Below are 24,177 nucleotides of genomic sequence, written 5' to 3'. Positions count from 1 at the left end.
ATCAATGTGCAAAATCTGGGGCCATGGACACTAGTACTTGCCCTAAGGTCATTTCCCTAGGGATATTTGGCCCTAGAGGCTTAACCACATAGATATAAAACACCATGAGTCAATCGAACCGTCCCGAAACAGAGGCCGTACCGGCCCGTCGTAAGTTCCTTAACACTGCTGCGCTGGCTGGGCTGGCAGGTGTTGTAGGGTGTACCGAAAAAGCCGCGCCTGCCGCTGCCCCTGCGGCCGCGCCAGCTGCCTCCGCAGCGACATCCTCTGCAGCGTCGGGGATTCACCTCAAACCTGGTGAACTTGATAGCTACTACGGCTTGTGGAGCGGCGGTCACAACGGTGATGTGCGTGTACTTGGCATGCCATCTGGGCGCGAGCTGCTACGCATTCCTTGCTTCCGCCCCGATGCGTTGGTTGGCTGGGGGATTACCAATGAATCCCTGGATGTAATGGGGCGTAATGCCGAAGGCGGCCCTCTGTACAACGTGGCCGACACGCACCACTTGCACGCTTCGTACAAGGACGGCAACTACGATGGTCGTTACGCATGGGTGAACGACAAGCTCAACAGCCGCATTGCCCGTATTCGCTTGGATTATTTTGTTTGCGACAAGATCACGACGCTGCCTAACGTCCAGGGTTTCCACGGAATTTTCCCCGACAAGGCCGATCCGGTCGATCCCGCCATCAACTACACCACCCGAGTTTTTTGCGGTGCCGAGTTCTCCATTCCCCTGCCCAACGATGGCACCGATGCCAACGTCCCGGAAAAATACCGTTCGCTGTTCACGTGTGTGGATGCAGAAACCATGGAAGTGCGCTGGCAAGTGCTGATCGACGGCAACTGCGACTTGACCGCCACCTCCTACGACGGCAAGTTGGCTGCAACCAATCAGTACAACGTGGAAATGGGCGTGCACTATGAAGACATGATGTCGGCAGAGCGCGATGCTTGCCTGTTCTTCAACATTGCCCGCATTGAAGAGGCTGTGAAAGCCGGTAAGTTCACCACCTATGGCACGTCCAAAGTGCCGGTGGTGGACGGCACCCAGGCAGCGAACAAGGATCCGCTGACCGCCCTGACTGGCTACGTGTCCGTACCCAAAAACCCCCATGGTGTAAACGCCTCGCCCGATGGCAAGTACTTCATTTGCGCAGGCAAGCTCTCCCCCACCACCACCACCATTGAACTGAGCAAAGTGCTGGATTGGTTTGATGGCAAGCTGCAAAACATTGACGATTCGATCGTCGCTGAAGTGGAAGTCGGCTTGGGCCCACTGCACACCGCCTTTGACGGCCGTGGCAACGCCTACACGACGCTGTTCTTGGACAGCCAGATGGTCAAGTGGAACGTGGAAAAAGCCATCGCTTATCACAATGGCGATAAAACGGCTGAATACATCATTGACCGCTTGGACGTGCATTACCAGCCCGGCCACACCAACGCCACACAATCTGAAACCAAGGCCGCTGACGGCAAATACTTGGCCGTAGGGTGCAAATTCTCTAAAGACCGCTTTCTGCCGGTGGGGCCTTTCCACCCAGAGAATGAGCAGATTGTTGATATTTCCGGCGACAAAATGGTCTTGTTGGCCGATCACCCCGTGCGTGGTGAGCCGCATGACTTTATCATCTTTAAGCGCGATATTATCAAAACCAAGCAAGTCTATGATTTGGATGAATCCCCGCTGGCCATTAAAGATCCGAAAGAATCGGGTGTTTTCCGTGATGGCAAAAAAGTAACCGTAAAAATCACCTCGCAAGCACCTGCATTCTCGATGCGAGAATTTACCCTGAAAAAAGGTGATGAAGTGACTTTGATTTTGACCAACTTGGATAAAATTGAAGACTTGACCCACGGTTTTGCTATTCCAAAGTACAACATTCAGTTTATTATTAACCCGCTGGAAACCAAATCGGTAACCTTTGTGGCAGATAAGCCCGGTGTGTTCTGGGCATACTGCTCAACCTTCTGCCACGCTTTGCACCTTGAAATGCGTACACGGATGATTGTTGAGGCTTAAGCGGCCCTCGTAACTTCCCCCGCGCGGTGTTGGCGGGGGAAATGAGCGATTTTTTCACAGGCACCCCGTGGTGCCTGTTATCTATTGGATAGTCAGATGTCTTCTCTGCGTCATCGGTTTACTGCCTGGTTATTTTTTTTGTTTTTGGCTGTGGTAGCGGCAGGGACTTCTCCCCATGCCTTGGCTGCCTCGTCCACGGCGTATGAGGCAGAGCTGCCGGCTAATTTAGCGACCACACCCGATATGTGCTCGCTGTTGCCGTGCACCGATGTTTTTCCTGGTGCAACGCATTTCTCAAAGCGCAAAGGACAGCCTCCTTATGTTGAGGCATATGACAACGATTCTGCCCAGAAAAAATTACTGGGCTATGTCATGCTGTCCACGGATATTACTGATACTCCGGCTTACTCTGGCAAGCCAGTGGTAACACTCATTGGTATGGATACCCAAGGTAAATATGTGGGTGTCAAAGTGCTCAAGCATTCTGAGCCTATTTTGCTATTGGGTATTCCTGAATCTGCCCTGATTAATTTCAATAACCAGTACCTGGGTAAATCAGCAAGTGACAATATTGAGGTTGGTCCTTCACGCCCTGATGAGAATATCTTGGGTGTTGATGCCATTTCAGGTGCGACCGTCACCGTGATTGCACAAAACCAAGTGATTCAGCTTTCGGGTCAGGCTGTGGGACGGCAAACTGGAATTATTGAGCCAACTGTTCGTGATCCGGCTAAATTTATTACTACAGAAAAAAAATATACTTGGGATGATTTGGTAAAACTGGGTGCCGTTCAGCGCCTTTTGGTAAAGCCTGAGCAAGTGGGCTTGCCGCGCAGCACGGAGCCATTTATCGAGTTATGGTTTGGTGATTTGAACCATCCGGATATCGGTATCAGCCTGATCGGTAAAAATAATTTTGAACGTTTGCAATCTGACCTCAAAGAGGGAGAGAATGCATTTTTCATTATTAAAACCGCAGGTCAAGAGTCTTTTAAAGGTTCCGGATTTGTGCGTGGTGGTATTTTTGACCGCGTGCAAGTCAAGCAAGGTGCGGATGCCTTTACCTTCCGTGATTTGGATTATTTAAACCTCTACGGTTTAGATGCTGAAAATGCACCGCGCTATAACGAAGCGGGTATTTTTATCATTCGTTCCCATGCTTTCTCTGCTGCTTACCCCTGGCGCTTGGCTTTTTTAGGCAATCGGATAGATCGTGCCACTGGACATCGCAGCTTTGCAGTTTTTGAATCCAAATACTGGCTTCCTGAAAAAATGCTGGAGGGTGGCCGTCCAAAAGTTCAAGAGCCTGATGCCCCCTGGGTGCGTGTCTGGAAAACGCAAGCGGTAAAAATTGCCCTGTTTGCTTTTATCTTGGTGGCAGTGACGATTGTGTATGCCTTCCGTGAAAAACTAACACGCTTATCAACCCATAAAAATAAATGGCCGGTGAACGGATTTAAATATATTTTCTGGGCCATCAGCATGGGTTGGATCGGTTTTGTGCTGATGGCGCAGCCGTCGATCACCCAGGTATTGACATGGTTTCACGCGTTATTATTTCAGTGGACGTGGTCATTGTTCTTGTCGGATCCGTTTATTTTCTTATTCTGGATCTTTATTATCGTAACGGTGTTCTTATTTGGCCGTGGCTTGTTCTGCGGGTGGATGTGTCCGTTTGGTTCTTTGCAAGAATCGATTTATAAAATCGCCAAAGCGATTGGTTTTAAACGCTTTCAAACTCAGCTGCCCCAAAAATGGCATGACCGTTTGAAGTGGGGCAAGTACATCGTCTTTTTCTTTCTGCTCACGGTTTCGTTGTTCTCGATGGGGTGGGCTGAGAAGCTCTCTGAAGTCGAGCCGTTTAAAACAACTTTCCTTGTCGGGGTAATGAACCGTTCGTGGCCCTACGGTTTGTTCGTGGCGGTTATTTTGGGTGTCTCTATCTTTATTGAACGCCCTTATTGCAAATACATTTGCCCCTTGGGTGCTTCGCTGGCCATTCCAAGCACCTTCCGCTGGTTTGGCTTAAAGCGCAAACAAGACTGTAATAGCTGCAAAGCTTGTGCTGTTGGCTGCGGTGCTCAGGCGATCGATGTGGATGGCCGTATTGACCATCGCGAGTGCTTGCACTGCCTCGATTGCATGATTTTGTACACCGATACCAAAGGCTGCCCACCCTTGGCCAAAGAGCGCAAACGCCGCGAGCGCGATGGTTTGGAAATCACGCCCATTGGTAAGAATGGTTACTTTATTCCTATCCATCCGGCCAAGTTTGAAGATCAGATTTCGCCCAAAGCCAAAGACGGTGTGGATCCGCGCATGCCTACCGACCCCACTCTGCCAGCGCATAAGCGTGACGTTGGGCTGTTCAAGTGGGTGCTGCTCGAGGTACGCGATCACCTGTGGCCTTGGAGCAGCGAAGGCTGGCGCAGCAAGCGTGCTTTGCAGATGGCGGGCATTGCCTTGGCCGTGGCCGCCACTGTGGCGTGGGTGATGACGGCCATGGGGCACCTCTCTTCGGGGGCCATTATTGGCTGGTGGTTTGGCTGGAGCGTGTACGAAGTGCTGATTAGGATGTCTGGTCGTCGCTACGTCAAAGATGGCCTGTGGTGGCACGACCATTACCGTGTTGCGGGTTGGTTTGACATGATGAGCTACGTTGCCTTTAAGAATTTAATGATTGGTGCTGCCCTGTTTCTGGTGCTGCAAGCATTGGGGCTGTTTACGCCGTGAAGAATGTGATACCTATTTTCAATTTTTATAGCTTTTCACGCTTCATTGACGCTGGATTAAAGGCTTTTTACTCTAAAAAAATAGCCCCGCTTGGGCTTGCGCTGACCATGTGCAGTGTGGGCCAAGCGGCCACCATTTCGGTGCACCCAGGGGATGATTTGGCGGCAGCGGTGGCTGCCGCCGCCCCTGGCGATGTCGTGGAGGTGGCGCGCGGCAAGTACCTGGTCAATCTGCTGATTGATAAGCCGCTGACCTTGCGCGGTATTGATCGGCCGACGATCAGCGGTGGTAATACAGGTGACACCATCCGGGTGACCGCACCGGATGTGGTGCTTGAAGGTTTGATTGTTAGCGACTCTGGCGATAGCTTGAAAAATCAAAATTCCGGTATTTACCTTTATCCTGGTTCGCACCGCGCAATTGTGCGCAATTGCTATTTGTCTTATAACCTTTTTGGTTTGTGGATAGAAAAAGCAAATGATGTTCTTATTGAAAATAATAATATTACTGGTAAGCGCGAATACAATTCACCTTTGCGAGGCAATGGGGTACAACTGTACAACACCAAAGGCGCGAAAATTCTGAATAATAGAATTAGTTATGTGCGCGATGCGCTGTATGTGGATGTTTCGCACCATGCTATTTTTAAAGGGAATAAGCTGCACAATAGCCGTTATGGTACCCACTATATGAACTCCTATTATAATGTTTGGGAGGATAATGATACTTACTATAATCGAGGTGGTTTGGCGCTGATGGAAGTGCGCAACCAAGAGGTGAGAAATAACCGTGCGTGGGGTAATTCTGATCATGGAATTATGTTGCGTACCTTGCAAGATTCTGTGATTGAAGGCAATGTGGTTGCAGGTAATAACCGTGGTTTTTTTATTTATGATGTTGAGTATACAAAAATAACAAATAATATTGTTGTTGATAATTTTGTAGGCGTTCATTTGGCCGGTTCGGCACGCAATGAAATTGAAGGCAATGACTTCATCTCTAACCGTGAGCAAGTGCGCTTTGTCGGTTCGCGTGATCAAATTTGGGGTGAACGCAGTGGCAACCATTGGAGTAATTACATTGGCTGGGATCGCGATGGCAATGAAATTGGCGATGTGCCTTACGAAGCCAACGATATGGTCGATCGCCTGACGTGGCGGCACCCTAGTGTCAAGCTTTTGATGGCCAGCCCAGCGGTGCAGGCGCTGCGCTTAGTCAGTCAGCAATTCCCAATTTTGCGTGTGCCTTCGGTGGTGGATCCCCTCCCGCGCATGCGCCCTCAATACGAAGAATGGAGTAAATGGCGTGGCAAACACTTCCCCGGCCAATAAAGAACAATCAGCCATAGTTTTGCGCGATGTGCGCAAACATTATGGCGCCGTGCATGCTGTTGATGGTGTTGATTTAAAAATACCGCAAGGCCAGGTTTTTGGTTTGATTGGTCATAACGGCGCCGGTAAAAGCACTTTATTCAAAATGATGCTGGGGCTGGAGCGACCCACATCCGGACATATTACGGTGGCGGGTGCCGATGTGGCCGGGCCTAACTTTCGTGCCGCGCGTCGAAAATTGGGTTATTTGCCCGAGAACGTGGTTCTCTACGATAACTTAAGTGGTTTGGAAACTTTGAATTTTTTTGCCCGCCTCAAAGGAGCCTCTTTGCAGGAGTGTCCATCGCTTCTGGACAAGGTGGGCTTATCGCATGCCGGCAAGCGGGCCGTTCGCGAGTATTCCAAAGGTATGCGCCAGCGGCTGGGGTTTGCCCAGGCGTTGCTTGGCAAGCCAGAAGTGCTGTTTTTGGATGAGCCAACCAATGGTCTGGATCCGCAAGCAATTCGTGATTTTTATTTCACCTTGCGCGAGTTACAGCAAACCGGCGTGACGATTGTTATTACCTCACATATTCTTTCGGAATTGCAAGAGCGGGTAGATAACTTGGCGATTTTAGCCGCTGGAAAATTACAAGCCCAAGGCAGTGTTCAGCAATTGCGAGAAGATACAGGTTTGCCTTTGGTGGTAGAGGTGGATGTTGCTGCTGAGCGGCAAAGCCAAGTGATTGAAGCTGTGCGCACCCTGGTGCAGGCCGAGCCGGTGATGCTGCCCCAGGGCGTGCGTTTTGAGTGCTCCCGGGAGCAAAAAATGGCGGTTTTGGCGGTGCTGGCACCATTGGCTTTGCAAGATATCCGTTTGCTGGAGCCTTCTTTGGAAGATATGTTTTTTGGATTCTCGCGGTAATTTCCTCAGTATTTAAAGATTAAGTTGTATTCATGGAATTTAAACCTGTTCTTACTGTTGCTTCCAAAGAATTTTGGGACCGTATTCGCAATCGCTGGGTGCTGGCCGTGGCTTTGGTGTTTGCCGCGTTTTCTGTGGTCATTGCTTATTTTGGCAGTGCCCAGCAAGGCATGGTTGGTTTTCGCTCGATTGAGGTGACGATTGCCAGCTTGGTCAGCTTGGTCATTTATTTGATTCCTTTGATTGCCTTGCTCTTGGGATTTGATGCGATTGTGGGCGAGCGTGAGCGGGGCTCTTTGGGCTTGTTGCTGGCTTTGCCAATTACCCGGTTTGAGCTGATGTTGGGCAAGTATTTGGGTTTGGCCCTGGCTTTAACCTTATCAACCTTGATTGGTTTTGGAGTGGTGGCCGTGTTGCTTTGGCAGCATATGGATGCCAATGCCTTGTTCCATTATTTTGGATTTATTTTTAGTTCCGTTTTACTGGGTTTGGCGTTTCTCAGTATTGCGGTGTTGATTTCTGTCATTGCCGGTGACCGTACCCGTGCTTCTGGCATGGCGATTGCGACCTGGTTTTTCTTTGTACTGGTATTTGATTTGATTTTGTTAGGAGTTTTGGTTACCACAGGCGGCAAGTTTGCTGGTGATTCGTTTGCCTGGATGTTGTTGTTAAATCCAGCGGATGTGTTTCGTATTTTGAATGTTTTCTCTTTGGAAGATGTTCGTACTTTGTATGGATTGGCCAGTGTGATGCCGGCTTCTTTGGGCAACCCGCTCAAAATGGGTGGCGTTATGTTGGCGTGGATTGTTTTGCCCCTGGCTGTGGCAAATTGGAGGTTTAAACCATGAGTTTTTCTTTAAATATTGCGCGTTCCGCATCGTTGGCTTTGGTCTTGGCTTTAGGGGGTGGGGTTTTGACGGGCTGCAGTGACGAAGCGGTGCAAGCGCAGGCCTTGGCCCCGGTGGAGATTGACCGTGCAACCTCCTGCGAACTTGATGGCATGCTGCTCATTGACTATGCGGGCCCGAAAGCGCAAATCCATTACGCCGGACAAGAAAAACCATCTTTTTTCTGCGATACGGTTGAACTCTTTAACACCTTGTTGGCTGGGGAGCAGGTGCGTGCAGTGCGCATGGTGTATGTGCAGGACATGGGCAAAGCCGATTGGGAGCACCCCGAGGGCCATTGGATTGATGCCAAAACAGCCATTTACGTCGTGGGCAGCAAGCGCCATGGCTCCATGGGTACCACCATTGCCAGTTTTGCGCAGAAAGCGGATGCGGAAAAATTTGCTGGCGAATATGGTGGCACTGTTTATCCCTACGACGGCATCAAGCTGGACATGGTCGATTTGACCGGCGGTGCTTTGCACGACACGCGCATGTAAAGTCAGCGAGGGCGGTGCTATGGCGTACTGTTGCGCACGGCGCAAGGCTTTGGGCGGGTTGCTGCTGGCCGGGATCACTGTTGGCACGGGTGTTGTCGGGTGGAAGCGGTTTGCCGCTGCGCCTGTAGAACTGCCCGAGGCCGAGGTGTGCCTGGATGCGCCCCCTTCTGCTTACGATCCTGCATCGGGGCTGGCCTTGAGCGCTGCTCGCCCGATCCCTGTCGATGCCCGTTGCCCGGTGTGTGGCATGTTTCCGGCACGTTCCAAAGAGTGGGCAGCGCAGGTGATTTTTAACAATGGCGATGCCCATTTTTTTGATTCCCCGGTGTCTTTTTTCCTGTTTGTGCAGAACATGGAGCGCTTCATGCCGGGGCGGGGGGTGCAAGAGGTTGTGGCCGCTTACGTTACGGACAGTGCCCAACCAACCCCGCCAGCGTGGATTGCTGCAGAATCGGCCTTTTATGTGCACGGCTCGAACGCCTTGGGGCCCATGCGCTCGGGCAATTTGCCGGCGTTTTCTGATGCTGGTGCTGCCCAGGCTTTTGCCCAGCGCCGTGGGGGGCAGGTGTTGGCGTATGCGCAGGTGGATGCGCAAATCGTCGCCTCGTTAGCCCCGGCAGGCAGCCACCAGCATGCAGAAATTGATAAAAAACCTTGATTAGATTCTGTCTTTGATGGGGGTCAAACAGTCGGTTATTGGTTTTGTGACACTATTTTACGGTTGTAAACAATTTTAAAGTAGCACCGATCCATGACGGATGATCAATTAGTGGCAAAGGGCTCCCTTGCGTGCGAGATGGAGGTGGCCGTTGCCTTGGCTCGTGCGCTGCGCGAGCAACAGACTTTGTTACAAAGTACGGACATCGGTGTAGCGTTTATTCAAAAACGGGCCATACAGCGCTGCAACCAGCAATTTGCTGAAATTTTTGGCTTTCCTGACAGCGCATCCTTGCTGGGACAGGCCAGCTACTTATTGCATCCGTCGCGCGATGCGTTTCGGGCGCTGGGGCGCGATGCTTTTGCCGAAATGGCGCAAGGGCGCACCTTTCGCAGCCTGCGGCAAATGCGGCGCAAAGATGGCAGCTTGTTTTGGGCCAGTTTGACCGGGCGATTCATTAATTCAGAAGCCCCTTCCGAAGGCTCTATATGGACTTTGGATGATGTGGACGCGCAAATACTTATGCGTTCAAAGCTTGATGCTATTCAATTGCAAACCCAAATCTTGCTCGATCACGCCATGGTGGGGGTGGTGTATGTGCGCGAGCACAAGGTGGTGCAGTGCAATCGGCATGCCGAGCAAATGCTGGGGTACGCCCCAGGGCAGTTGTGCGGCCAGGCGGCGCGGGACTGGTTTGCCAGCGACAGCGACTGGGCTGCGCAACTGGCCGATTACGCCCCCACGCTGGCGATGGGCAAAGTGTTTTCCGCTGAGCTGAACTTGCGCCGCCAAGATGGAGCCGAGCTGATTTGCGAGACCCGCAGCAAGGCCTTGGACGATGGCAGCACGGTCTGGATTTTTATGGACATTACCGAGCGCCGCCAGACCCAGGAAGCCCTGCGCCAAGCCCATGCCGAACTGAAGCGGGTGGTCTCTGAACGCACCCATGCGTTGGTCAATACGACCAAGAATTTGGACAAAGAAATCCAAGAGCGCAAATACGACCGGGAGCACATCTATTGGCTGGCCCATTACGACCCGCTCACTGGCCTGCCCAATCGCTCTTTGTTGGCCGAACGCAGTCAGCAGGCGATTGCACAAGCGCAGTGCAGCAACACACCGCTGGCGGTGCTGTTTTTGGACTTGGACCACTTCAAGCACATCAACGACTCCCTGGGGCACAAAGTTGGGGACAGCCTGCTGACCCACATCGCCAAACGATTGAGTCAAACCGTGCGCGAATACGACACCGTGGCCCGCTTGGGCGGCGACGAATTTGTGCTGCTGCTGCCCCGTGCGAATGCGGCCGGGGCCCAGCGGGTGGCGGGCAAAGTGGCCCAGGCCTTTAATGCGCCCTTTCAAGTGGGGCCGCACGAGCTGACCTTGGGCTGCTCGGTTGGTGTGGCTTTGTACCCGCAGGATGGGCGCGATTTTGATGCCCTGGTGCAGTCGGCCGATATGGCCATGTATGGCGCCAAGCGCCAAGGGCGCAATACCTACCGTTTTTTTACTTCGCAGATGCAGGCCCAGTCGATGCGGGCCCTGGAGCTGGAAAACGCGTTGCGCCGTGCCTTAGAGCGCGAGCAACTGTGCTTGCACTACCAGCCGCAGGTCGATGCCAACACCGGCAAGATACTGGGCGTGGAGGCGTTGCTGCGCTGGCAGCATCCGAAGCTGGGTGCCGTCTCCCCGGCTGAATTTATTCCGATTGCAGAAAGCAGCGGCTTGATTTTGCCCATTGGTCAGTGGGTCATGGCCACAGCGGCCCAGCAGCTCAAAGCGTGGCGCGACAAAGGCTTGCTGCACTTGACCATGTCGGTGAACTTGTCGGCCCGGCAGTTTCACCAGCCCCAGCTGCCCGATTTGGTGCGCCAGGTGCTGGAGCAGGCCAACATCCCTGCCCAGGTCTTGGAGCTCGAACTCACCGAAAGCGCGGCCATGAGCGAGGTGGTGGCCGTTGAGCAGACCGTGGCCGAACTGCAAAAGCTGGGCGTGCGCCTGTCGATTGATGACTTTGGCACCGGGTATGCATCGCTGACCCAGCTCAAGCGCCTGCCCACTTACAAGCTCAAAATTGACCAGTCTTTTGTGCGCGATATGGACAATGGCGATGCCGATAAAGCCATGGTCAATGCGATTGTGCGCATGGCCCAGGCCATGGGCTTGCGCATTACCGCCGAAGGGGTGGAGACCCAGGAGCAGCTGAAATTTCTGCAAGCCCTGGGCTGCGATGAAGCCCAGGGCTACTACTTCAGCCGCCCGCGCTTGCCCCATGAGCTGGAGCCATTTTTGTTGCAAGACAGCTGGAAAGCCTGCTAATCCTTTGGCCCATGCGCCGGTGTGGGCGCAGTGGGGGCGTTGCCCCGGTAAAATGCGTGGTTTCCCCAATGCTTCATTGCCGGGCCCCGTCTTGCACAGGGGCCGGGTGTGGTTCACCTGCGTTTTGCCCTTTTCTTTTCCACTTCCATTCTTTTTTGCCCATAGGCCGTCTTGTGACTTTGCATCTGACACAGTTTGAGGGCGCAAACGCCCTGAGCGCGTTTCGCAGCCAACAGCTTTTGACCGACCTGGTCGCCATTCACCCCAAAATCACCGGGATCACGGCCCGTTTTGTCCACTTGGTGGCGAGCCAAAGCGCCCCCGACAGTGCTTTGCAGCAGCGCTTGCAGGCCTTGCTAACGTATGGTGAGTCGGCCGCGGTGCCAGGGCAGGGCGATGCGGTGTTTGTCGTCACCCCGCGCCTGGGCACGATTTCGCCCTGGGCCTCCAAGGCCACGGACATTGCCCGCAACTGCGGCCTGGACGTGTTCCGGGTGGAGCGCATCACCGAATACGCCATCGCCCTGAAGGGCGGGCTGCTGGGGGGCAAGGCCGAGCTGTCCGCCGCGCAGCGCGAGCACATTGCCGCCTTGCTGCACGACCGCATGACCGAATCGGTGTTTGCCACCCGCGCTGAGGCCGAGCAGCTGTTCAGCACCCTGCAAGCTGCGCCGATGGAGTTCGTCGATGTGCTGGGCGGTGGCCGCGCCGCCCTGGAACGCGCCAATACCGCCTGGGGCCTGGCCCTGGCCGACGACGAAATTGACTACCTGGTCGATGCCTTCACCAAGCTGGGGCGCAACCCCACGGATGTAGAGCTGATGATGTTCGCCCAGGCCAATAGCGAACATTGCCGCCACAAAATCTTCAACGCCCAGTTCACCATCGACGGCGTGGCGCAGGAGAAATCGTTGTTTGGCATGATTCGCCACACCGAGGCCACCTCGCCCCAGCACACCATCGTGGCCTATGCCGACAACGCCTCCATCATGGAAGGCCATGAGGTCGAGCGTTTTATAGCCAAATACAATGGAAACGCAGAGCAGGCAAGCGCTCCTAGCTATCAAAAAGAAAAAGCCTTGCACCATGTGCTGATGAAGGTGGAAACGCACAACCACCCCACGGCCATCTCGCCCTTTCCCGGCGCATCGACCGGCGCGGGCGGCGAAATCCGCGACGAGGGCGCTACCGGCCGGGGCTCCAAGCCCAAGGCGGGGCTGACGGGCTTTACGGTGTCCAAACTCTGGGGCAGCGACGTGGGCAAACCGGCGCACATTGCCAGCCCCTTGCAGATCATGGTCGAAGGCCCGCTGGGCGGCGCAGCGTTCAACAACGAGTTTGGCCGCCCTAATTTGACCGGCTATTTCCGCGAGTACGAGCAGCAGGTGGGTGAGGTGGTGCGTGGCTACCACAAGCCCATCATGATCGCTGGCGGCCTGGGCGTGATTGAGGCGCAGCAGACCAAGAAAATCGCATTTCCCGCCGGCACGCTGCTCATCCAACTGGGCGGCCCCGGCATGCGCATTGGCATGGGCGGGGGCGCGGCCAGCTCCATGGCCACGGGCACCAATGCCGCCGAGCTGGATTTTGACTCGGTGCAGCGCGGCAACCCCGAGATCGAGCGCCGGGCGCAAGAGGTCATCAACCACTGCTGGCAGCAAGGCGCGGCCAACCCCATCCTGGCCATTCACGACGTGGGCGCGGGCGGCCTGTCCAACGCTTTCCCCGAGCTGACCAACGATGCCGGGCGCGGTGCCCGCTTTGACCTGCGGGCCGTGCAACTCGAAGAATCGGGCTTGGCACCCAAGGAAATCTGGAGCAACGAAAGCCAAGAGCGCTACGTGCTGGCGATTGCCCCTGAATCGCTGCCCCAGTTCCAGGCCTTCTGCGAGCGCGAGCGCTGTCCGTTTGCCGTCATCGGCGTGGCCACCGAACAGCGCCAGCTGGTGCTGGAAGACACGGCGGTGGAGTCTGGCGACCAGAAATTCCCCGTCGATATGCCCATGGATGTGCTGCTGGGCAAGCCGCCCAAGATGGTCAAAGACGTGACCAGCGTGCAGCGCACCCTGCCGGCCATGGACCTGACCGGCGTACCGCTGGAAAAAGCCGTGATTGACGTGCTGGCCCACCCCACGGTGGCGAGCAAGCGCTTTTTGATCACCATTGGCGACCGCGCCGTGGGGGGCCTGACGCACCGCGACCAGATGGTGGGCCCCTGGCAGGTGCCGGTGGCCGATGTGGCCGTCACCCTGGCCGACTTCACCGGTTTCAAGGGTGAAGCCATGGCCATGGGCGAGCGCACCCCGCTGGCGGCCATCAACGCCCCGGCCTCGGGCCGCATGGCGGTGGCCGAAGCCATTACCAACATGCTGGCCGCGCCGATCGAGCTGTCCAAAGTCAAGCTCTCGGCCAACTGGATGGCCGCGTGCGGCGAGCCGGGTGAAGATGCCGATCTGTACGCCACCGTCAAAGCCGTGGGCATGGAGCTGTGCCCGCAACTGGGCATTTCCATCCCTGTGGGCAAGGACAGCCTGTCCATGCGCACCCAATGGCAAGAGGACGGAGTGCTGAAAAAAGTCACCTCGCCCGTCAGCTTGATCATTACCGGCTTTGCCGCCATCGACGACGTGCGCGGCACGCTCACGCCGCAGCTCGATGCGCAGGAGCCGGACAGCTCGCTGGTGCTCATCGACCTGGGCCGGGGGCAGAACCGCATGGGCGGCTCCATCCTGGGGCAGGTGCTGGGCCAAAGCGGCAACACCACGCCCGACCTGGACAATGCCGACGATTTGAAGGCCTTGGTGGCCGCCGTAAACACCTTGCGCCAGCAAGGCCTGATCTTGGCGTACCACGACCGGGGCGACGGCGGCCTGTTGGCCACGGTGGCCGAAATGACCTTTGCCGGGCACGTTGGCGTGGCGCTGAACGTGGACATGCTGGTGACCGAAGGCGACGGCATTACCGATGGCCGCATGGATTCGGGCGAGGGCAAAAACTGGGGCCAGCAGATCGCCGGCCGCCGCGAAGACCTGACCCTGCGGGCCCTGTTCAACGAAGAACTGGGCGCGGTGCTGCAAATTCGCACCGCCGAGCGCAGCCAAGTCATGCAGGTGCTGCGTGAGCATGGCCTGATTCAGTGCAGCCACATTATTGGCAAGACGCGTCCGGCCTCCAGCCCGGTGGACATGGGCAAGGGCGAGCTGCAAATCTGGCGCGATGCGCAAAAAGTCTTTGGGGCCAGCTTGGAAAACCTGCACCAGGTGTGGGATGCCGTGAGCTGGAAAATCGCCCAGCAACGCGACAACCCCGCCTGCGCCGACAGCGAACACGCCGCCGCTGGCGCGGCCAACGACCCCGGCATGCACGTGCACCTGACGTTCGACCCGCAGGACGACGTGGCCGCCCCCTACCTGAACCTGCAAGCCCAGCCGCGCGTGGCCATCCTGCGCGAGCAGGGCGTGAACTCGCAGGTGGAAATGGGCTTTGCCTTTGCCGCAGCCGGCTTTGATGCGGTGGATGTCCACATGAGCGACCTGCAAGCGGGGCGGGCGCACTTGCAAGACTTTGCGGGCATCGTTGCCTGCGGGGGCTTTAGCTACGGCGACACCCTGGGTGCGGGCATTGGCTGGGCGCGCTCCATCACCTTCAATGAACGCCTGTCCGAGCAGTTTCAGCAATTTTTTGGCCGGGGTGACACCTTTGCCCTGGGCGTGTGCAACGGCTGCCAGATGTTTGCCGAGCTGGCCGACATCATCCCCGGTGCCCAGGCTTGGCCGCGCTTCACGCAAAACCAAAGCCACCGCTTTGAGGCGCGTCTGTCCATGGTGGAAGTGCTGGACAGCCCCAGCATCTTCCTGCAAGGCATGGCGGGCAGCCGCCTGCCCATTGTTGTCTCGCACGGCGAGGGTTTTGCCAACTTTGCTGCACGCGGTAACGCCGATCAGGTGGTGCAGGCCATGCGCTATGTTGATAACCACGGCCAGCCCACCGAGGTCTATCCCTTCAACCCCAACGGCAGCGCCGGCGGCCTGACGGCGGTGACCACGGCCGACGGGCGCTTCACGGCCATGATGCCGCACCCCGAGCGCGTCTTCCGCAATATCCAAATGAGCTGGACCAGCGGCGACCCCAGCGCGGCCAGCCCCTGGATGCGCGTCTGGCGCAATGCCCGCAAGTGGTTGGGGTAAAAAAATAGCGGCCAGGATGGGCTGCTAAAAAAAGAGCTTCTAACGCTTTATTGGTAAGCGTTAGAAGCTCTTTTTATGCCTAAAACTACCGTGCGTGTGTGCGTGTGTGCGTGGTGCTTAGGCAAACAAATTGAGTTTGGTGCCCAAGTTGCCATACGCGGCCAACTGGGGTTGCAGCAGCGCCATCTGGGTGGCGCTGGGTGCGGTCACCATTTTGACGGTGGGTTCCTCTTGCGGTGCGCGGCGGCGCAGCTCTTGCAAGGTGATGGCATCGGTAGTGTGGTTTTGGGCCCAGGCCGTGCTGGCATCGCGCAAGGCTCTGGCGTAACGAAGGTCCATAGCAGTGGCTCCAAAAGAGTGCGATGGGGCCACTGTAGGCGCAAGGTGGCCGATCCAATCGGCGAAAAAACGGGGTGTTTGTGGCGGTTGGACGAAACGTTACAAAATTAAGGGGAATTACCAATTCTTGATGCAAAGCAATATTGACCGTTTTACTCATGGGCCTAATACGCAGCACGGGGGTCGTCCCCGGACAACACTTGAATACCTTTCACCATGATGAAGAAAACCCTGCTGGCTGCTGCCGCTTTGTGTGCACTGACTTCTGGCGCTGCCATGGCGCAAAACTACCCTCAAGATGGCAAATGGATGGTACGCGCCCGCGCTGTGCATTTGGACAGCGCCAACGGTGGTGCTGCTGGCGACAAAGGGGTCAGCGTCAATGACAAGTGGATCCCTGAGCTGGATATTTCTTACTTCTTCACCCCCAACCTTGCCGCTGAGCTGATCCTGACCTACCCGCAAAAGCACGATGTGCGGTTGAACGGCGCCAAGATCGGTACCTTGAAGCACCTGCCCCCCACCTTGCTGGCCCAATACCACTTCACCAACCTGGGCGCTTTCAAGCCCTACCTGGGCGCTGGTATTAACTACACCCGTTTTTCCAGCGTGGACATTCTGGGCGGCGCTTTGAACGTCAAGAAAAACAGCTTCGGCCCGGCCCTGCAAGTGGGCTTTGACTACGCGCTGGACAAAAACTGGTCGATCAACTTCGACGTGAAAAAAGTCTATATCGACACCAATGTGAGCGGCGGCATTGGCAAGTTCAAGGTCGATCCCGTGCTGGTGGGCGTGGGCCTGGGCTACCGCTTCTAAGATCGCCCTTTCTGCTAAGACTCCAAGCAAAAACGCCACCTGCAAAGGTGGCGTTTTTTTATAGCTGTTTGCGCTGATTTTTAAAGGATTGAATGGTTTAATAGCCTTCAATCCTTTTGTTTATCAGCGCAGACTGCTCTTTTTTTAAACGGCTTGCAAGGCGCGGTTCAGGTCTTCCAGCAGGTCGTCGATGTGTTCAATGCCAATCGACAGGCGCACCATGCCCTCGGTCACGCCGGCCTTGGCCAGCTCTTCGGGGTTGAGCTGGCGGTGCGTGGTCGAAGCCGGGTGCGTGGCCAGCGATTTGGCATCGCCAATGTTCACCAGGCGCAGGAAGAGCTGCAGCGCATCCAGGAAGCGGGCACCGGCGGCGCGGGCATCTTCGCCGGGGGCGGTTTTCAGGCTGAACGACAAAATGCCCGAGGCCTTGCCACCCATCTGGCGCTGCACCAGTGCGTGGTCGGGGTGGTTGCTCAAGCCGGCGTAGCGCACCCATTCCACCTTGGGGTGGTTTTGCAGGGTTTCGGCAATTTTTTGGGCGTTTTCGCAGATGCGGTCCATGCGCAGGGGCAGGGTTTCAATGCCTTGCAGCGTCGCCCAGGCGTTGAAGGGCGACAGCGCCGCGCCCATGTTGCGCAGCGGCACCACGCGCGCGCGGGCGATGTAAGCGGCTGCGCCCAGGGCTTCAGTATAGACCACGCCGTGGTAGCTCACGTCCGGCTCGTTCAGGCGCTTGAAGCGCTCCTTGTGCTCGGCCCAGGGGAACTTGCCGCTATCGACGATGACACCGCCGATGCTGTTGCCGTGGCCGTTCATGTACTTGGTCAGGGCGTGGACGACGATGTCCGCCCCATGCTCAAACGGGCGGCACAGGTAGGGGCTGGGCACGGTGTTATCGACGATGAGCGGCAGGCCATGGGCGTGGGCCACATCGGCCAGGGCGCGGATGTCGGTCACATTGCCCAGGGGGTTGCCAATCGATTCGCAGAACACGGCTTTGGTGCGCGCATCGATCAGTTTGGCGAAGCTGGCCGGGTCGCGCGGATCGGCAAAGCGCACTTCGATGCCTTGCTGCGGGAAGGTGTGGGCAAACAGGTTGTAGGTGCCGCCGTACAGGGTGCTGGCGCTGATGATGTTGTCCCCGGTCTCGGCAATGGTCTGGATGGCAGCGGTAATGGCCGCCATGCCCGAGGCCATGGCCAGCGCACCGATGCCGCCTTCCAGAGCGGCTACGCGCTGCTCCAGCACGTCGGTGGTGGGGTTCATGATGCGGGTGTAAATGTTGCCGGCCACTTTCAGGTCGAACAGGTCGGCACCGTGCTGGGCGTTGTCGAAGGTGTACGAGGTGGTCTGGTACAGCGGCACGGCGGCCGAGCGGGTGGTGGGTTCGGTTTTATAGCCCGCGTGGACGGCCAGGGTTTCGAGGCGCATGGGATGTGTCTCCAAAAAAAGAAAAGGCAAAAATAAAAATGCCGGACAAGCTGCCGATTGTGAAGCAATTGGGCAGTTTGTCCGGCGTGGAGCACCTTCGCCGTTCAAGGGCAGGGGCGCTTGAGAACGTGTTCACAGCCCCAGGGTCAGTTGCGCCTCTTCGCTCATCATGGAGCGCGTCCAGGGTGGGTCAAACACCAGGTTTACGGTGATGTCTTCGACCTTGGGCAGGGCCAGCACCTTGTCGCACACCTCGTTGGCAATGGCCTCGCCCATGCCGCAGCCGGGGGCGGTGAGCGTCATGTCGATCACCACCTGCACATCGCCGTGGGCATCAATGGGGGTGACTTCACAGCGGTAAATCAGGCCCAGATCCACGATATTGACGGGGATTTCGGGGTCGTAGCAGGATTTCAGGGTTTCCCAAATCAGCGGCTCAATGTCGGCGGTGGAGACGTTCTCGGGTACGACGATGCTCTCGGGCGGCTCTTTGCCAATGGCATCGGCATCGTCCCCGCGCAGGCGCACCAGCTGGCCTTCGACCACCAAGGTGAACGAGCTGCCCAGGGCCTGGGTGATTTGCGCCAGCTGCCCTTCCTGCAGTTCAAAAGGCTGGCCGCTGGGGATGGTTTCCACGGTGACCGTGCGGCGGACCAAAACGTCTTCGCGTTGGCGGCGGTTCATCATGCAACGCCTCCTTCGGTGGCGGGGATGCCATCTTCGGTATTGGCCGCTTCTTGGTTGCCAGCAATGGCGTGCATCAGCGCGTGCCAGCCCAGCAGGGCGCATTTGATGCGGCTGGGGTATTGGCGCACGCCGGCCAGGCTGACCAGTTTGCCCAGCGGGGCTTCTTCGGGGTCTTCTTCGCCGGTGAGCACGGCGCGAAAGTGCTGTTGCAATTCTTGGGCCAGGGCCACATCCTGGCCTTTGACCGCTTCGGTCATCATCGAGGTGGAGGCCATGCAGATGGCGCACCCCTGGCCGCTGAAGCGGATGTCCTGCACGGTGTTGCCATCGAGCAGCAATTCGACGGCCACACGGTCGCCGCATGAGGGGTTGGTGCCCTGGGCCTGGTGGCTGGGGCTGTCCAGGTGGCCGAAGTTGCGCGGGGCACGTTTGTGCTCCATCACCACTTCTTGGTAGAGATCGTTTTCTACAGAACTCATCGTAAAACTTTCAGTGCATGGGCGATGCCGTCGATCAGGCGGCTCACCTCGGCTGCGGTGTTGTACAGGGCAAAAGAGGCGCGGGTGGTTGGCCCTAGCCCAAAGTGGTTGTGCAGTGGTTCGGCGCAGTGGTGGCCGGTGCGCACGGCAATGCCGCGCTCGTCCAGCAGGGTGCCGATATCGTGCGGGTGCACATCCTGCACAACAAAAGAAACCAATGCTGCCTGTGGGGCCTGGGGGGCCAGGATGGTGATGCCGTCCAGCGCCTGCAAGCCCGCCACGGCCTGCGCGCGCAAAGCGTGAAGGTGCGCATCAATGCGGCTGCGGCCTATCTGGTCGATAAAGCGGGCGGCCGCGGCCAAGCCGACGGCCCCAGTGACATTGGGGGTGCCGCCCTCCAGGCGGGTGGGCACGGCGGCATAACCGGCGCGGTCGTATTCGACCCACTCGACCATGTCACCACCCAGGCGCAGGGGGTATAAAAGTTCTAGCGCTTTGCGCTTGCCAGCCAAGGCCCCGGTGCCCATTGGACCGTACATTTTGTGGCCAGAGAAGGCCATAAAGTCGGCATCCAAGTCGCGCAAATCAGGCATGGCGTGGCCGACGGCTTGGGCGGCATCCAGCACCGTCAGCGCCCCGGCTTGCTTGGCCAGGGTGAGCATGGCCTCGAAGGGCGGGCGCTCGCCAGTCGCGTTGGCCCCGGCGGTCAGGGCCAGCACGCGGGTGTGCGGCGTGATCAGGGCTTGCAGGTCGGCCAGGTGCAGGCGGCCTTGGGCATCGGGCATCAAAATGCGCAGCTTGGCCCCGGTCATGCGGGCCGCGTGCTGCCAGGGCACCAGGTTGGCGTGGTGCTCCAGGCCGCTGACGATGATTTCATCGCCCGGGCGCAGCCAGGCTTTGCCCGGCCCAGCCCCCCACAGGCCAAAGGCGACGGTGTTGAGCGCCTCGGTGGTGCCGCTGGTAAAGGCCAGTTCGTGCTCTTGGCCTGCGCCAATAAAGGCTTTCACCGTGCTGCGGGCGGCCTCAAAGGCATCGGTGGCGCGTTGGCTCAAGGTGTGTACGCCCCGGTGGATGTTGGCGCGGTCATGCTGCTCAAAATCGAGCATGGCCTGCTGCACCGGCAGCGGGGTTTGGGTGGTGGCGGCGTTGTCCAAATACGCCAGCGGCTGGCCCTTGACCTGCTGCTGCAGCACGGGAAACAGGCTGCGCAGCAGTTCGGGCTGGAGCAGGGCAGGGGCTTGGTCGGTCATGCGCTTTCCTGAAGGGTGGTGGCGGCCAGGTGGGCGTTGATGGCTTGGGGCAGCCAGTCGCCCTCGAGCCAGGCGCTCAAGAGGCTGCTGCTGGCCTCGCCATCGCCATCGCTTTCGATGTTGGGCAGGGCGCGTTCGAGCAGGGCGCGGGCTTTGCCCTCGATGATCAGGCTGCGGGCGGTGTCGGGGGCCAGACCACGCTGCTGGGCGTAGAACAGGGCATCTTCCGGCAAGGCACCCCAGGTGGCCCCGTGCACGGCGGCAACCTGATCGTGCAGGATTTCCAGGTGCGGGCGCAGGATCAGGCGTGGCTGGCCATCCAGCGCAATGCCCCACAGGCGCTGGTGCACGTTGGCATCGCGGGCACCGGGGGCAATGTAGGTGAAGGCATTGGCCACGCTGCGCGATTTGCCGCTGGCCAGGGCCAGCATTTGCACGTGGCTGTCGGTATCGGGCGCGTTGTGGCGGGTGTAGATCTGGTGGTCCACATTGTGCGTGCCCGTCAGCAGCAGGCCGGCATGGCGCACGCAGGCACCGGGGCCATGCAGGTCGATATCGCTGCGCTGCAGCTGATAGGCGCAGCCGCTGGTACACAGGGCCTGGTGGTAGTGCGCGTGGCCTTGTACGTCCACATTTTGCGTGTGGGCCAGGTGGTCAGCGGTGCGCACATCGGCAATGCGCAGGTGCTGCAGCACCGCGCCTTCGCCCACGCGAATGTGCATGTGCAGGTTTTGCGTGATTTGCTGCAGATCGCCGCTGCGGCTGTGCGTGTGCAGCAGCAGGCAGCGGGCGCCGGGGGCCACGTCCAGCACCACCAAGGGCGCATCCACGGCGGTATGGGCTGTGTGGTGGATATGCAGGCGCACTGGGGCGGCATTGGCCCCGTTGGCGGCGACCTGGATGCGCAGCCCTTTGCGGCACAGGGCGCGGTGCGCCCAGGCAAAGGGGGCGGCCTCGCCCTGGGGGGCGGGCAGGTCGGCAAACAGGGTGGCGCGTTCTGCGGCGTGCAGGGCGCTCAAGTGCTGCACTTGCACGCTGGCCGCGCCGTCTTGCACGGTGACTTGCCAGTCCTGGGTGCTGGCCACGGCGGCGGGCTCGGTGCCAAGCCAGGTCTCTAAGGCCGGTGGGGGCAGGTGGTGAAATGCTTCGCTCTTGCGGGCAATCCAGCCGTGGGTTTGCAGCTGGGCTTGCGCTTGGGTGATGTCCAAAATCTCGCTCATGCCGGCTCCCTTAAGCCGTAGCGCGGGTAAAGCCGGTTTCGGCAATGCTGCGGGCCAGCTCCAGGCCACCGGTCTCGGCAATGCGGCCCTGGTCTAAGCGCAGCACTTGGTCGGGCTGCAGCGATTCAATCATTTGCAAATAGTGCGAGACGACGATAAAGGCCGTGCCCTGGGCCCGCATGCGCTGCACCAGCTCGACCACGGCACGCACGCCGTCCACGTCCAGGCCGGAGTCGATTTCATCGAGCAGGGCCACGCGGGGGTTGAGCTGGGTCAGTTGCAGCAGCTCGTTGCGCTTGCGCTCGCCGCCGGAGAAGCCTTCATTGACGGGGCGATTGAGCATGGTGATGGGCATGCCCAAGGTTTTTGCCCCTTGTTTGGCACCGCTCAAAAAGTCAAACGCATCCAGTGGTGCTTCGCCCTTGGATTCGCGCACGGCATTCAAGGCGGTGCGGATGAACAGGTTGTTTTTGACGCCCGGAATATCGGGCGGTGATTGAAACGACAGGAAAAACCCGGTGCGGGCGCGCTCGTGGGCGGGCAGCTGGATCAGGTCTTTGCCGTCCAGAATGGCTTGCCCAGCGGTGACCTTGTAGTGCGGGTGGCCGGCCAAGGCCATGCCCAGGGTGCTTTTGCCACTGCCGTTGGCCCCCATCAGCACGGTGAGGCTGCCAGGTTGCACATCCAGCGTGATCGATTGCAGCACGGTGCGCTCGCCAATATCAACGCGCAGATCACGAACTTGTAAAACAGGGGTGCTCATAAATATCCTTAATTCTTTAATCTGATAGCTGCTGGCGCTTGTATTTAAAGCATTTCAGCATGGTTTATGTCTTTAATTGTTGCCTAGCCTACGGAGCCTTCTAGCGAAACTGCGAGCAAGGCCTTGGCCTCCAGGGCAAATTCCATGGGCAGCTCTTCAAGCACCGCCTGGCAAAAGCCGCCGACGATGAGCGAGGTGGCCTCTTCGGGATCAATGCCGCGCTGCTGGCAGTAAAACAGCCGCTCTTCCGAGATGCGGGTGGTGGTGGCCTCGTGCTCCACCATGGCATCGCTGCGGGCAGTATCGACATAGGGGAAGGTGTGGGCCCCGCACTCGCTGCCGATCAGCAGGGAATCGCACTGCGTATGGTTTTGCGCCCCTTCGGCCCCGGCGTTGATGCGCACCAGTCCGCGGTAGCTGTTGTGCGCCCGGCCCGCACTGATGCCTTTGGAGACAATGCGGCTGGTGGTGTTCTTGCCGATATGGATCATCTTGGTGCCCGTATCGGCTTGCTGGCGGTGGTTGGAGACGGCGATGGAATAGAACTCGCCGCTGGAGTTATCACCGCGCAGGATGCAGGAGGGGTATTTCCAGGTGATGGCCGAGCCGGTTTCAATCTGCGTCCAGGCAATGCGCGAGCGCTTGCCAGCGGCCAGGCCGCGCTTGGTCACAAAGTTGTAGATGCCGCCCACACCGTTTTCATCGCCGGGGTACCAGTTTTGCACGGTGGAGTATTTGATGTAGGCATCGTCGTGGGCGATCAGCTCGACCACGGCAGCGTGCAGCTGGTTTTCATCGCGCTGGGGGGCGGTGCAGCCTTCCAGGTAGCTCACTTCGCTGCCTTCTTCGGCAATGATCAGTGTGCGCTCGAACTGGCCGGTGCCCTGGGCGTTGATGCGAAAGTACGAGGACAGCTCCATCGGGCATTTCACGCCCTTGGGGATATAGACAAACGAGCCGTCTGAGAACACGGCCGAGTTCAGCGCCGCATAGTAGTTATCGGTTTGTGGCACCACGGTGCCCAGGTATTTCTCGATCAATTCGGGGTGGGTGTGTACTGCGTGCGAGAACGAGCAAAAAATCACACCAACATCGGCCAATTGCTTGCGAAAAGTCGTGCCCACCGAGACCGAGTCGAACACGGCATCCACCGCCACACCGGCCAGCTTGGCGCGTTCGTGCAGCGGCACGCCCAGTTTTTCGTAGGTTTCCAGCAGCTTGGGATCGACTTCATCCAGGCTCTTGGGCCGGTCTTTGAGCGACTTGGGGGCCGAGTAATACGACAGCGCTTGCAAATCAATCGGGCTGATTTGTAAGCGCGCCCATTCGGGCAGTTCCATGCTTTGCCAGCGTTTTAATGCGGCCAAGCGCCAATTGAGCAAAAACTCAGGCTCTTTTTTGATGCGGGAGATGGCGCGAATCGTGTCCTCGTTCAAGCCAGGGGGCAGACTCTCGGACTCGACATCGGTCACAAAACCATGTTGGTAGGGACGCTGCAAGGCCTGGTTCAAAGCCTCTTCCTGGGGCTTGTCCGGGCTGATGGGGGAAGTCATGTCTGGAGAAGATGCCATGGAGTTGTACTTTATAAAATAAACATGAATATCATATGTATCTTTGCAATCCTCTGTGCAAAGTTACCGGGAGCC

At 57.7% G+C, this 24,177-nt stretch carries 18 protein-coding genes; 10 read left to right on the top strand and 8 right to left on the bottom strand.

What is annotated here, in order from left to right; genetic code table 11:
* The first annotated feature begins 104 nt into the window (after positions 1-104).
* The 9 genes from nosZ to purL all read left to right on the top strand — a co-directional run bounded on the left by nosZ (position 105) and on the right by purL (position 15,546).
* Complete coding sequence (nosZ, locus tag J1777_RS06670) at positions 105-2,027, top strand: TAT-dependent nitrous-oxide reductase (protein WP_207575034.1); 1,923 nt, start codon at positions 105-107, stop codon at positions 2,025-2,027.
* Positions 2,028-2,123: 96 nt separating this feature from the next.
* Positions 2,124-4,760 carry a NosR/NirI family protein gene (locus J1777_RS06665; protein WP_207575033.1) on the top strand — a complete coding sequence of 879 codons (2,637 nt, stop codon included), beginning with the start codon at positions 2,124-2,126 and terminating at the stop codon, positions 4,758-4,760.
* A 107-nt stretch (positions 4,761-4,867) separates the two neighbouring features.
* Positions 4,868-6,091, top strand: coding sequence for a nitrous oxide reductase family maturation protein NosD (locus tag J1777_RS06660; RefSeq protein WP_207575082.1), 1,224 nt, complete (start codon positions 4,868-4,870; stop codon positions 6,089-6,091).
* Complete coding sequence (locus tag J1777_RS06655; RefSeq protein ID WP_207575032.1) at positions 6,066-6,995, top strand: ATP-binding cassette domain-containing protein; 930 nt, start codon at positions 6,066-6,068, stop codon at positions 6,993-6,995. Before J1777_RS06660 ends, J1777_RS06655 begins: the two co-directional genes overlap by 26 nt.
* 32 nt (positions 6,996-7,027) lie before the next feature.
* Entirely contained in the window at positions 7,028-7,843 is an 816-nt protein-coding gene (locus J1777_RS06650; RefSeq protein WP_207575031.1) for an ABC transporter permease, read from the top strand.
* Positions 7,840-8,382 carry a nitrous oxide reductase accessory protein NosL gene (locus J1777_RS06645; RefSeq protein WP_207575030.1) on the top strand — a complete coding sequence of 181 codons (543 nt, stop codon included), beginning with the start codon at positions 7,840-7,842 and terminating at the stop codon, positions 8,380-8,382. The genes J1777_RS06650 and J1777_RS06645 overlap by 4 nt, the downstream gene beginning before the upstream one ends.
* Positions 8,383-8,401: 19 nt before the next feature.
* Positions 8,402-9,040: a nitrous oxide reductase accessory protein NosL gene (locus J1777_RS06640; RefSeq protein WP_207575029.1), complete on the top strand. Its 639-nt coding sequence runs from the start codon at positions 8,402-8,404 to the stop codon at positions 9,038-9,040.
* Between the two features lie 138 nt (positions 9,041-9,178).
* Positions 9,179-11,359, top strand: a complete 2,181-nt coding sequence (locus J1777_RS06635) for a putative bifunctional diguanylate cyclase/phosphodiesterase (protein ID WP_207575028.1) — start codon at positions 9,179-9,181, stop codon at positions 11,357-11,359.
* A gap of 173 nt (positions 11,360-11,532) precedes the next feature.
* Positions 11,533-15,546 (top strand): phosphoribosylformylglycinamidine synthase, encoded by a 4,014-nt coding sequence (purL, locus tag J1777_RS06630; protein WP_207575027.1) that lies wholly within the window; start codon positions 11,533-11,535, stop codon positions 15,544-15,546.
* A gap of 117 nt (positions 15,547-15,663) precedes the next feature.
* Here purL and J1777_RS06625 read toward each other — a convergent pair whose 3' ends face one another.
* Positions 15,664-15,885, bottom strand: coding sequence for a hypothetical protein (locus J1777_RS06625; RefSeq protein WP_207575026.1), 222 nt, complete (start codon positions 15,883-15,885; stop codon positions 15,664-15,666).
* A gap of 219 nt (positions 15,886-16,104) precedes the next feature.
* Here J1777_RS06625 and J1777_RS06620 point away from each other — a divergent pair, with 219 nt between their 5' ends.
* Complete coding sequence (locus J1777_RS06620; RefSeq protein WP_207575081.1) at positions 16,105-16,701, top strand: OmpW/AlkL family protein; 597 nt, start codon at positions 16,105-16,107, stop codon at positions 16,699-16,701.
* A 144-nt stretch (positions 16,702-16,845) separates the two neighbouring features.
* Here J1777_RS06620 and J1777_RS06615 read toward each other — a convergent pair whose 3' ends face one another.
* From J1777_RS06615 to sufB, 7 genes are all read right to left on the bottom strand, one after another.
* Positions 16,846-18,132, bottom strand: a complete 1,287-nt coding sequence (locus J1777_RS06615) for an O-acetylhomoserine aminocarboxypropyltransferase/cysteine synthase family protein (RefSeq protein WP_207575025.1) — start codon at positions 18,130-18,132, stop codon at positions 16,846-16,848.
* A 132-nt stretch (positions 18,133-18,264) separates the two neighbouring features.
* On the bottom strand, positions 18,265-18,819 hold the full coding sequence (sufT, locus tag J1777_RS06610; RefSeq protein WP_207575024.1) for a putative Fe-S cluster assembly protein SufT: 555 nt from the start codon (positions 18,817-18,819) through the stop codon (positions 18,265-18,267).
* The gene (sufU, locus tag J1777_RS06605; RefSeq protein WP_207575023.1) at positions 18,816-19,298 is read right to left on the bottom strand and encodes a Fe-S cluster assembly sulfur transfer protein SufU; all 483 of its coding nucleotides are present in this window, start codon (positions 19,296-19,298) and stop codon (positions 18,816-18,818) included. The genes sufT and sufU overlap by 4 nt, the downstream gene beginning before the upstream one ends.
* Positions 19,295-20,548 carry an aminotransferase class V-fold PLP-dependent enzyme gene (locus J1777_RS06600; protein ID WP_207575022.1) on the bottom strand — a complete coding sequence of 418 codons (1,254 nt, stop codon included), beginning with the start codon at positions 20,546-20,548 and terminating at the stop codon, positions 19,295-19,297. Before J1777_RS06600 ends, sufU begins: the two co-directional genes overlap by 4 nt.
* A complete protein-coding gene (locus tag J1777_RS06595; protein ID WP_207575021.1) occupies positions 20,545-21,768 on the bottom strand; it encodes a SufD family Fe-S cluster assembly protein in 1,224 nt (407 codons plus the stop codon). Before J1777_RS06595 ends, J1777_RS06600 begins: the two co-directional genes overlap by 4 nt.
* Before the next feature lie 10 nt (positions 21,769-21,778).
* Complete coding sequence (gene sufC, locus J1777_RS06590) at positions 21,779-22,537, bottom strand: Fe-S cluster assembly ATPase SufC (RefSeq protein WP_207575080.1); 759 nt, start codon at positions 22,535-22,537, stop codon at positions 21,779-21,781.
* A 77-nt stretch (positions 22,538-22,614) separates the two neighbouring features.
* Positions 22,615-24,084: a Fe-S cluster assembly protein SufB gene (gene sufB / locus J1777_RS06585; protein ID WP_423220535.1), complete on the bottom strand. Its 1,470-nt coding sequence runs from the start codon at positions 24,082-24,084 to the stop codon at positions 22,615-22,617.
* Positions 24,085-24,177: the final 93 nt, after the last annotated feature.

The organism is Comamonas denitrificans (assembly GCF_017368815.1).
GTDB lineage: Bacteria > Pseudomonadota > Gammaproteobacteria > Burkholderiales > Burkholderiaceae_C > Comamonas > Comamonas denitrificans.
Note: the sequence above shows the minus strand (reverse complement) of the source record. Positions and strands in the feature narration are given on the sequence as shown.

Coding starts and splice junctions, on each gene's coding strand:
- J1777_RS06665 (WP_207575033.1), top strand. CDS start 2,124: ATGTCTTCTCTGCGTCATCGGTTTACTGCCTGGTTATTTTTTTTGTTT.
- sufU (WP_207575023.1), bottom strand. CDS start 19,298: ATGAGTTCTGTAGAAAACGATCTCTACCAAGAAGTGGTGATGGAGCAC.
- J1777_RS06600 (WP_207575022.1), bottom strand. CDS start 20,548: ATGACCGACCAAGCCCCTGCCCTGCTCCAGCCCGAACTGCTGCGCAGC.
- J1777_RS06640 (WP_207575029.1), top strand. CDS start 8,402: ATGGCGTACTGTTGCGCACGGCGCAAGGCTTTGGGCGGGTTGCTGCTG.
- J1777_RS06645 (WP_207575030.1), top strand. CDS start 7,840: ATGAGTTTTTCTTTAAATATTGCGCGTTCCGCATCGTTGGCTTTGGTC.
- sufB (WP_423220535.1), bottom strand. CDS start 24,084: ATGACTTCCCCCATCAGCCCGGACAAGCCCCAGGAAGAGGCTTTGAAC.
- J1777_RS06660 (WP_207575082.1), top strand. CDS start 4,868: ATGTGCAGTGTGGGCCAAGCGGCCACCATTTCGGTGCACCCAGGGGAT.
- J1777_RS06615 (WP_207575025.1), bottom strand. CDS start 18,132: ATGCGCCTCGAAACCCTGGCCGTCCACGCGGGCTATAAAACCGAACCC.
- sufT (WP_207575024.1), bottom strand. CDS start 18,819: ATGATGAACCGCCGCCAACGCGAAGACGTTTTGGTCCGCCGCACGGTC.
- J1777_RS06650 (WP_207575031.1), top strand. CDS start 7,028: ATGGAATTTAAACCTGTTCTTACTGTTGCTTCCAAAGAATTTTGGGAC.
- J1777_RS06620 (WP_207575081.1), top strand. CDS start 16,105: ATGAAGAAAACCCTGCTGGCTGCTGCCGCTTTGTGTGCACTGACTTCT.
- J1777_RS06625 (WP_207575026.1), bottom strand. CDS start 15,885: ATGGACCTTCGTTACGCCAGAGCCTTGCGCGATGCCAGCACGGCCTGG.
- J1777_RS06595 (WP_207575021.1), bottom strand. CDS start 21,768: ATGAGCGAGATTTTGGACATCACCCAAGCGCAAGCCCAGCTGCAAACC.
- J1777_RS06635 (WP_207575028.1), top strand. CDS start 9,179: ATGGAGGTGGCCGTTGCCTTGGCTCGTGCGCTGCGCGAGCAACAGACT.
- nosZ (WP_207575034.1), top strand. CDS start 105: ATGAGTCAATCGAACCGTCCCGAAACAGAGGCCGTACCGGCCCGTCGT.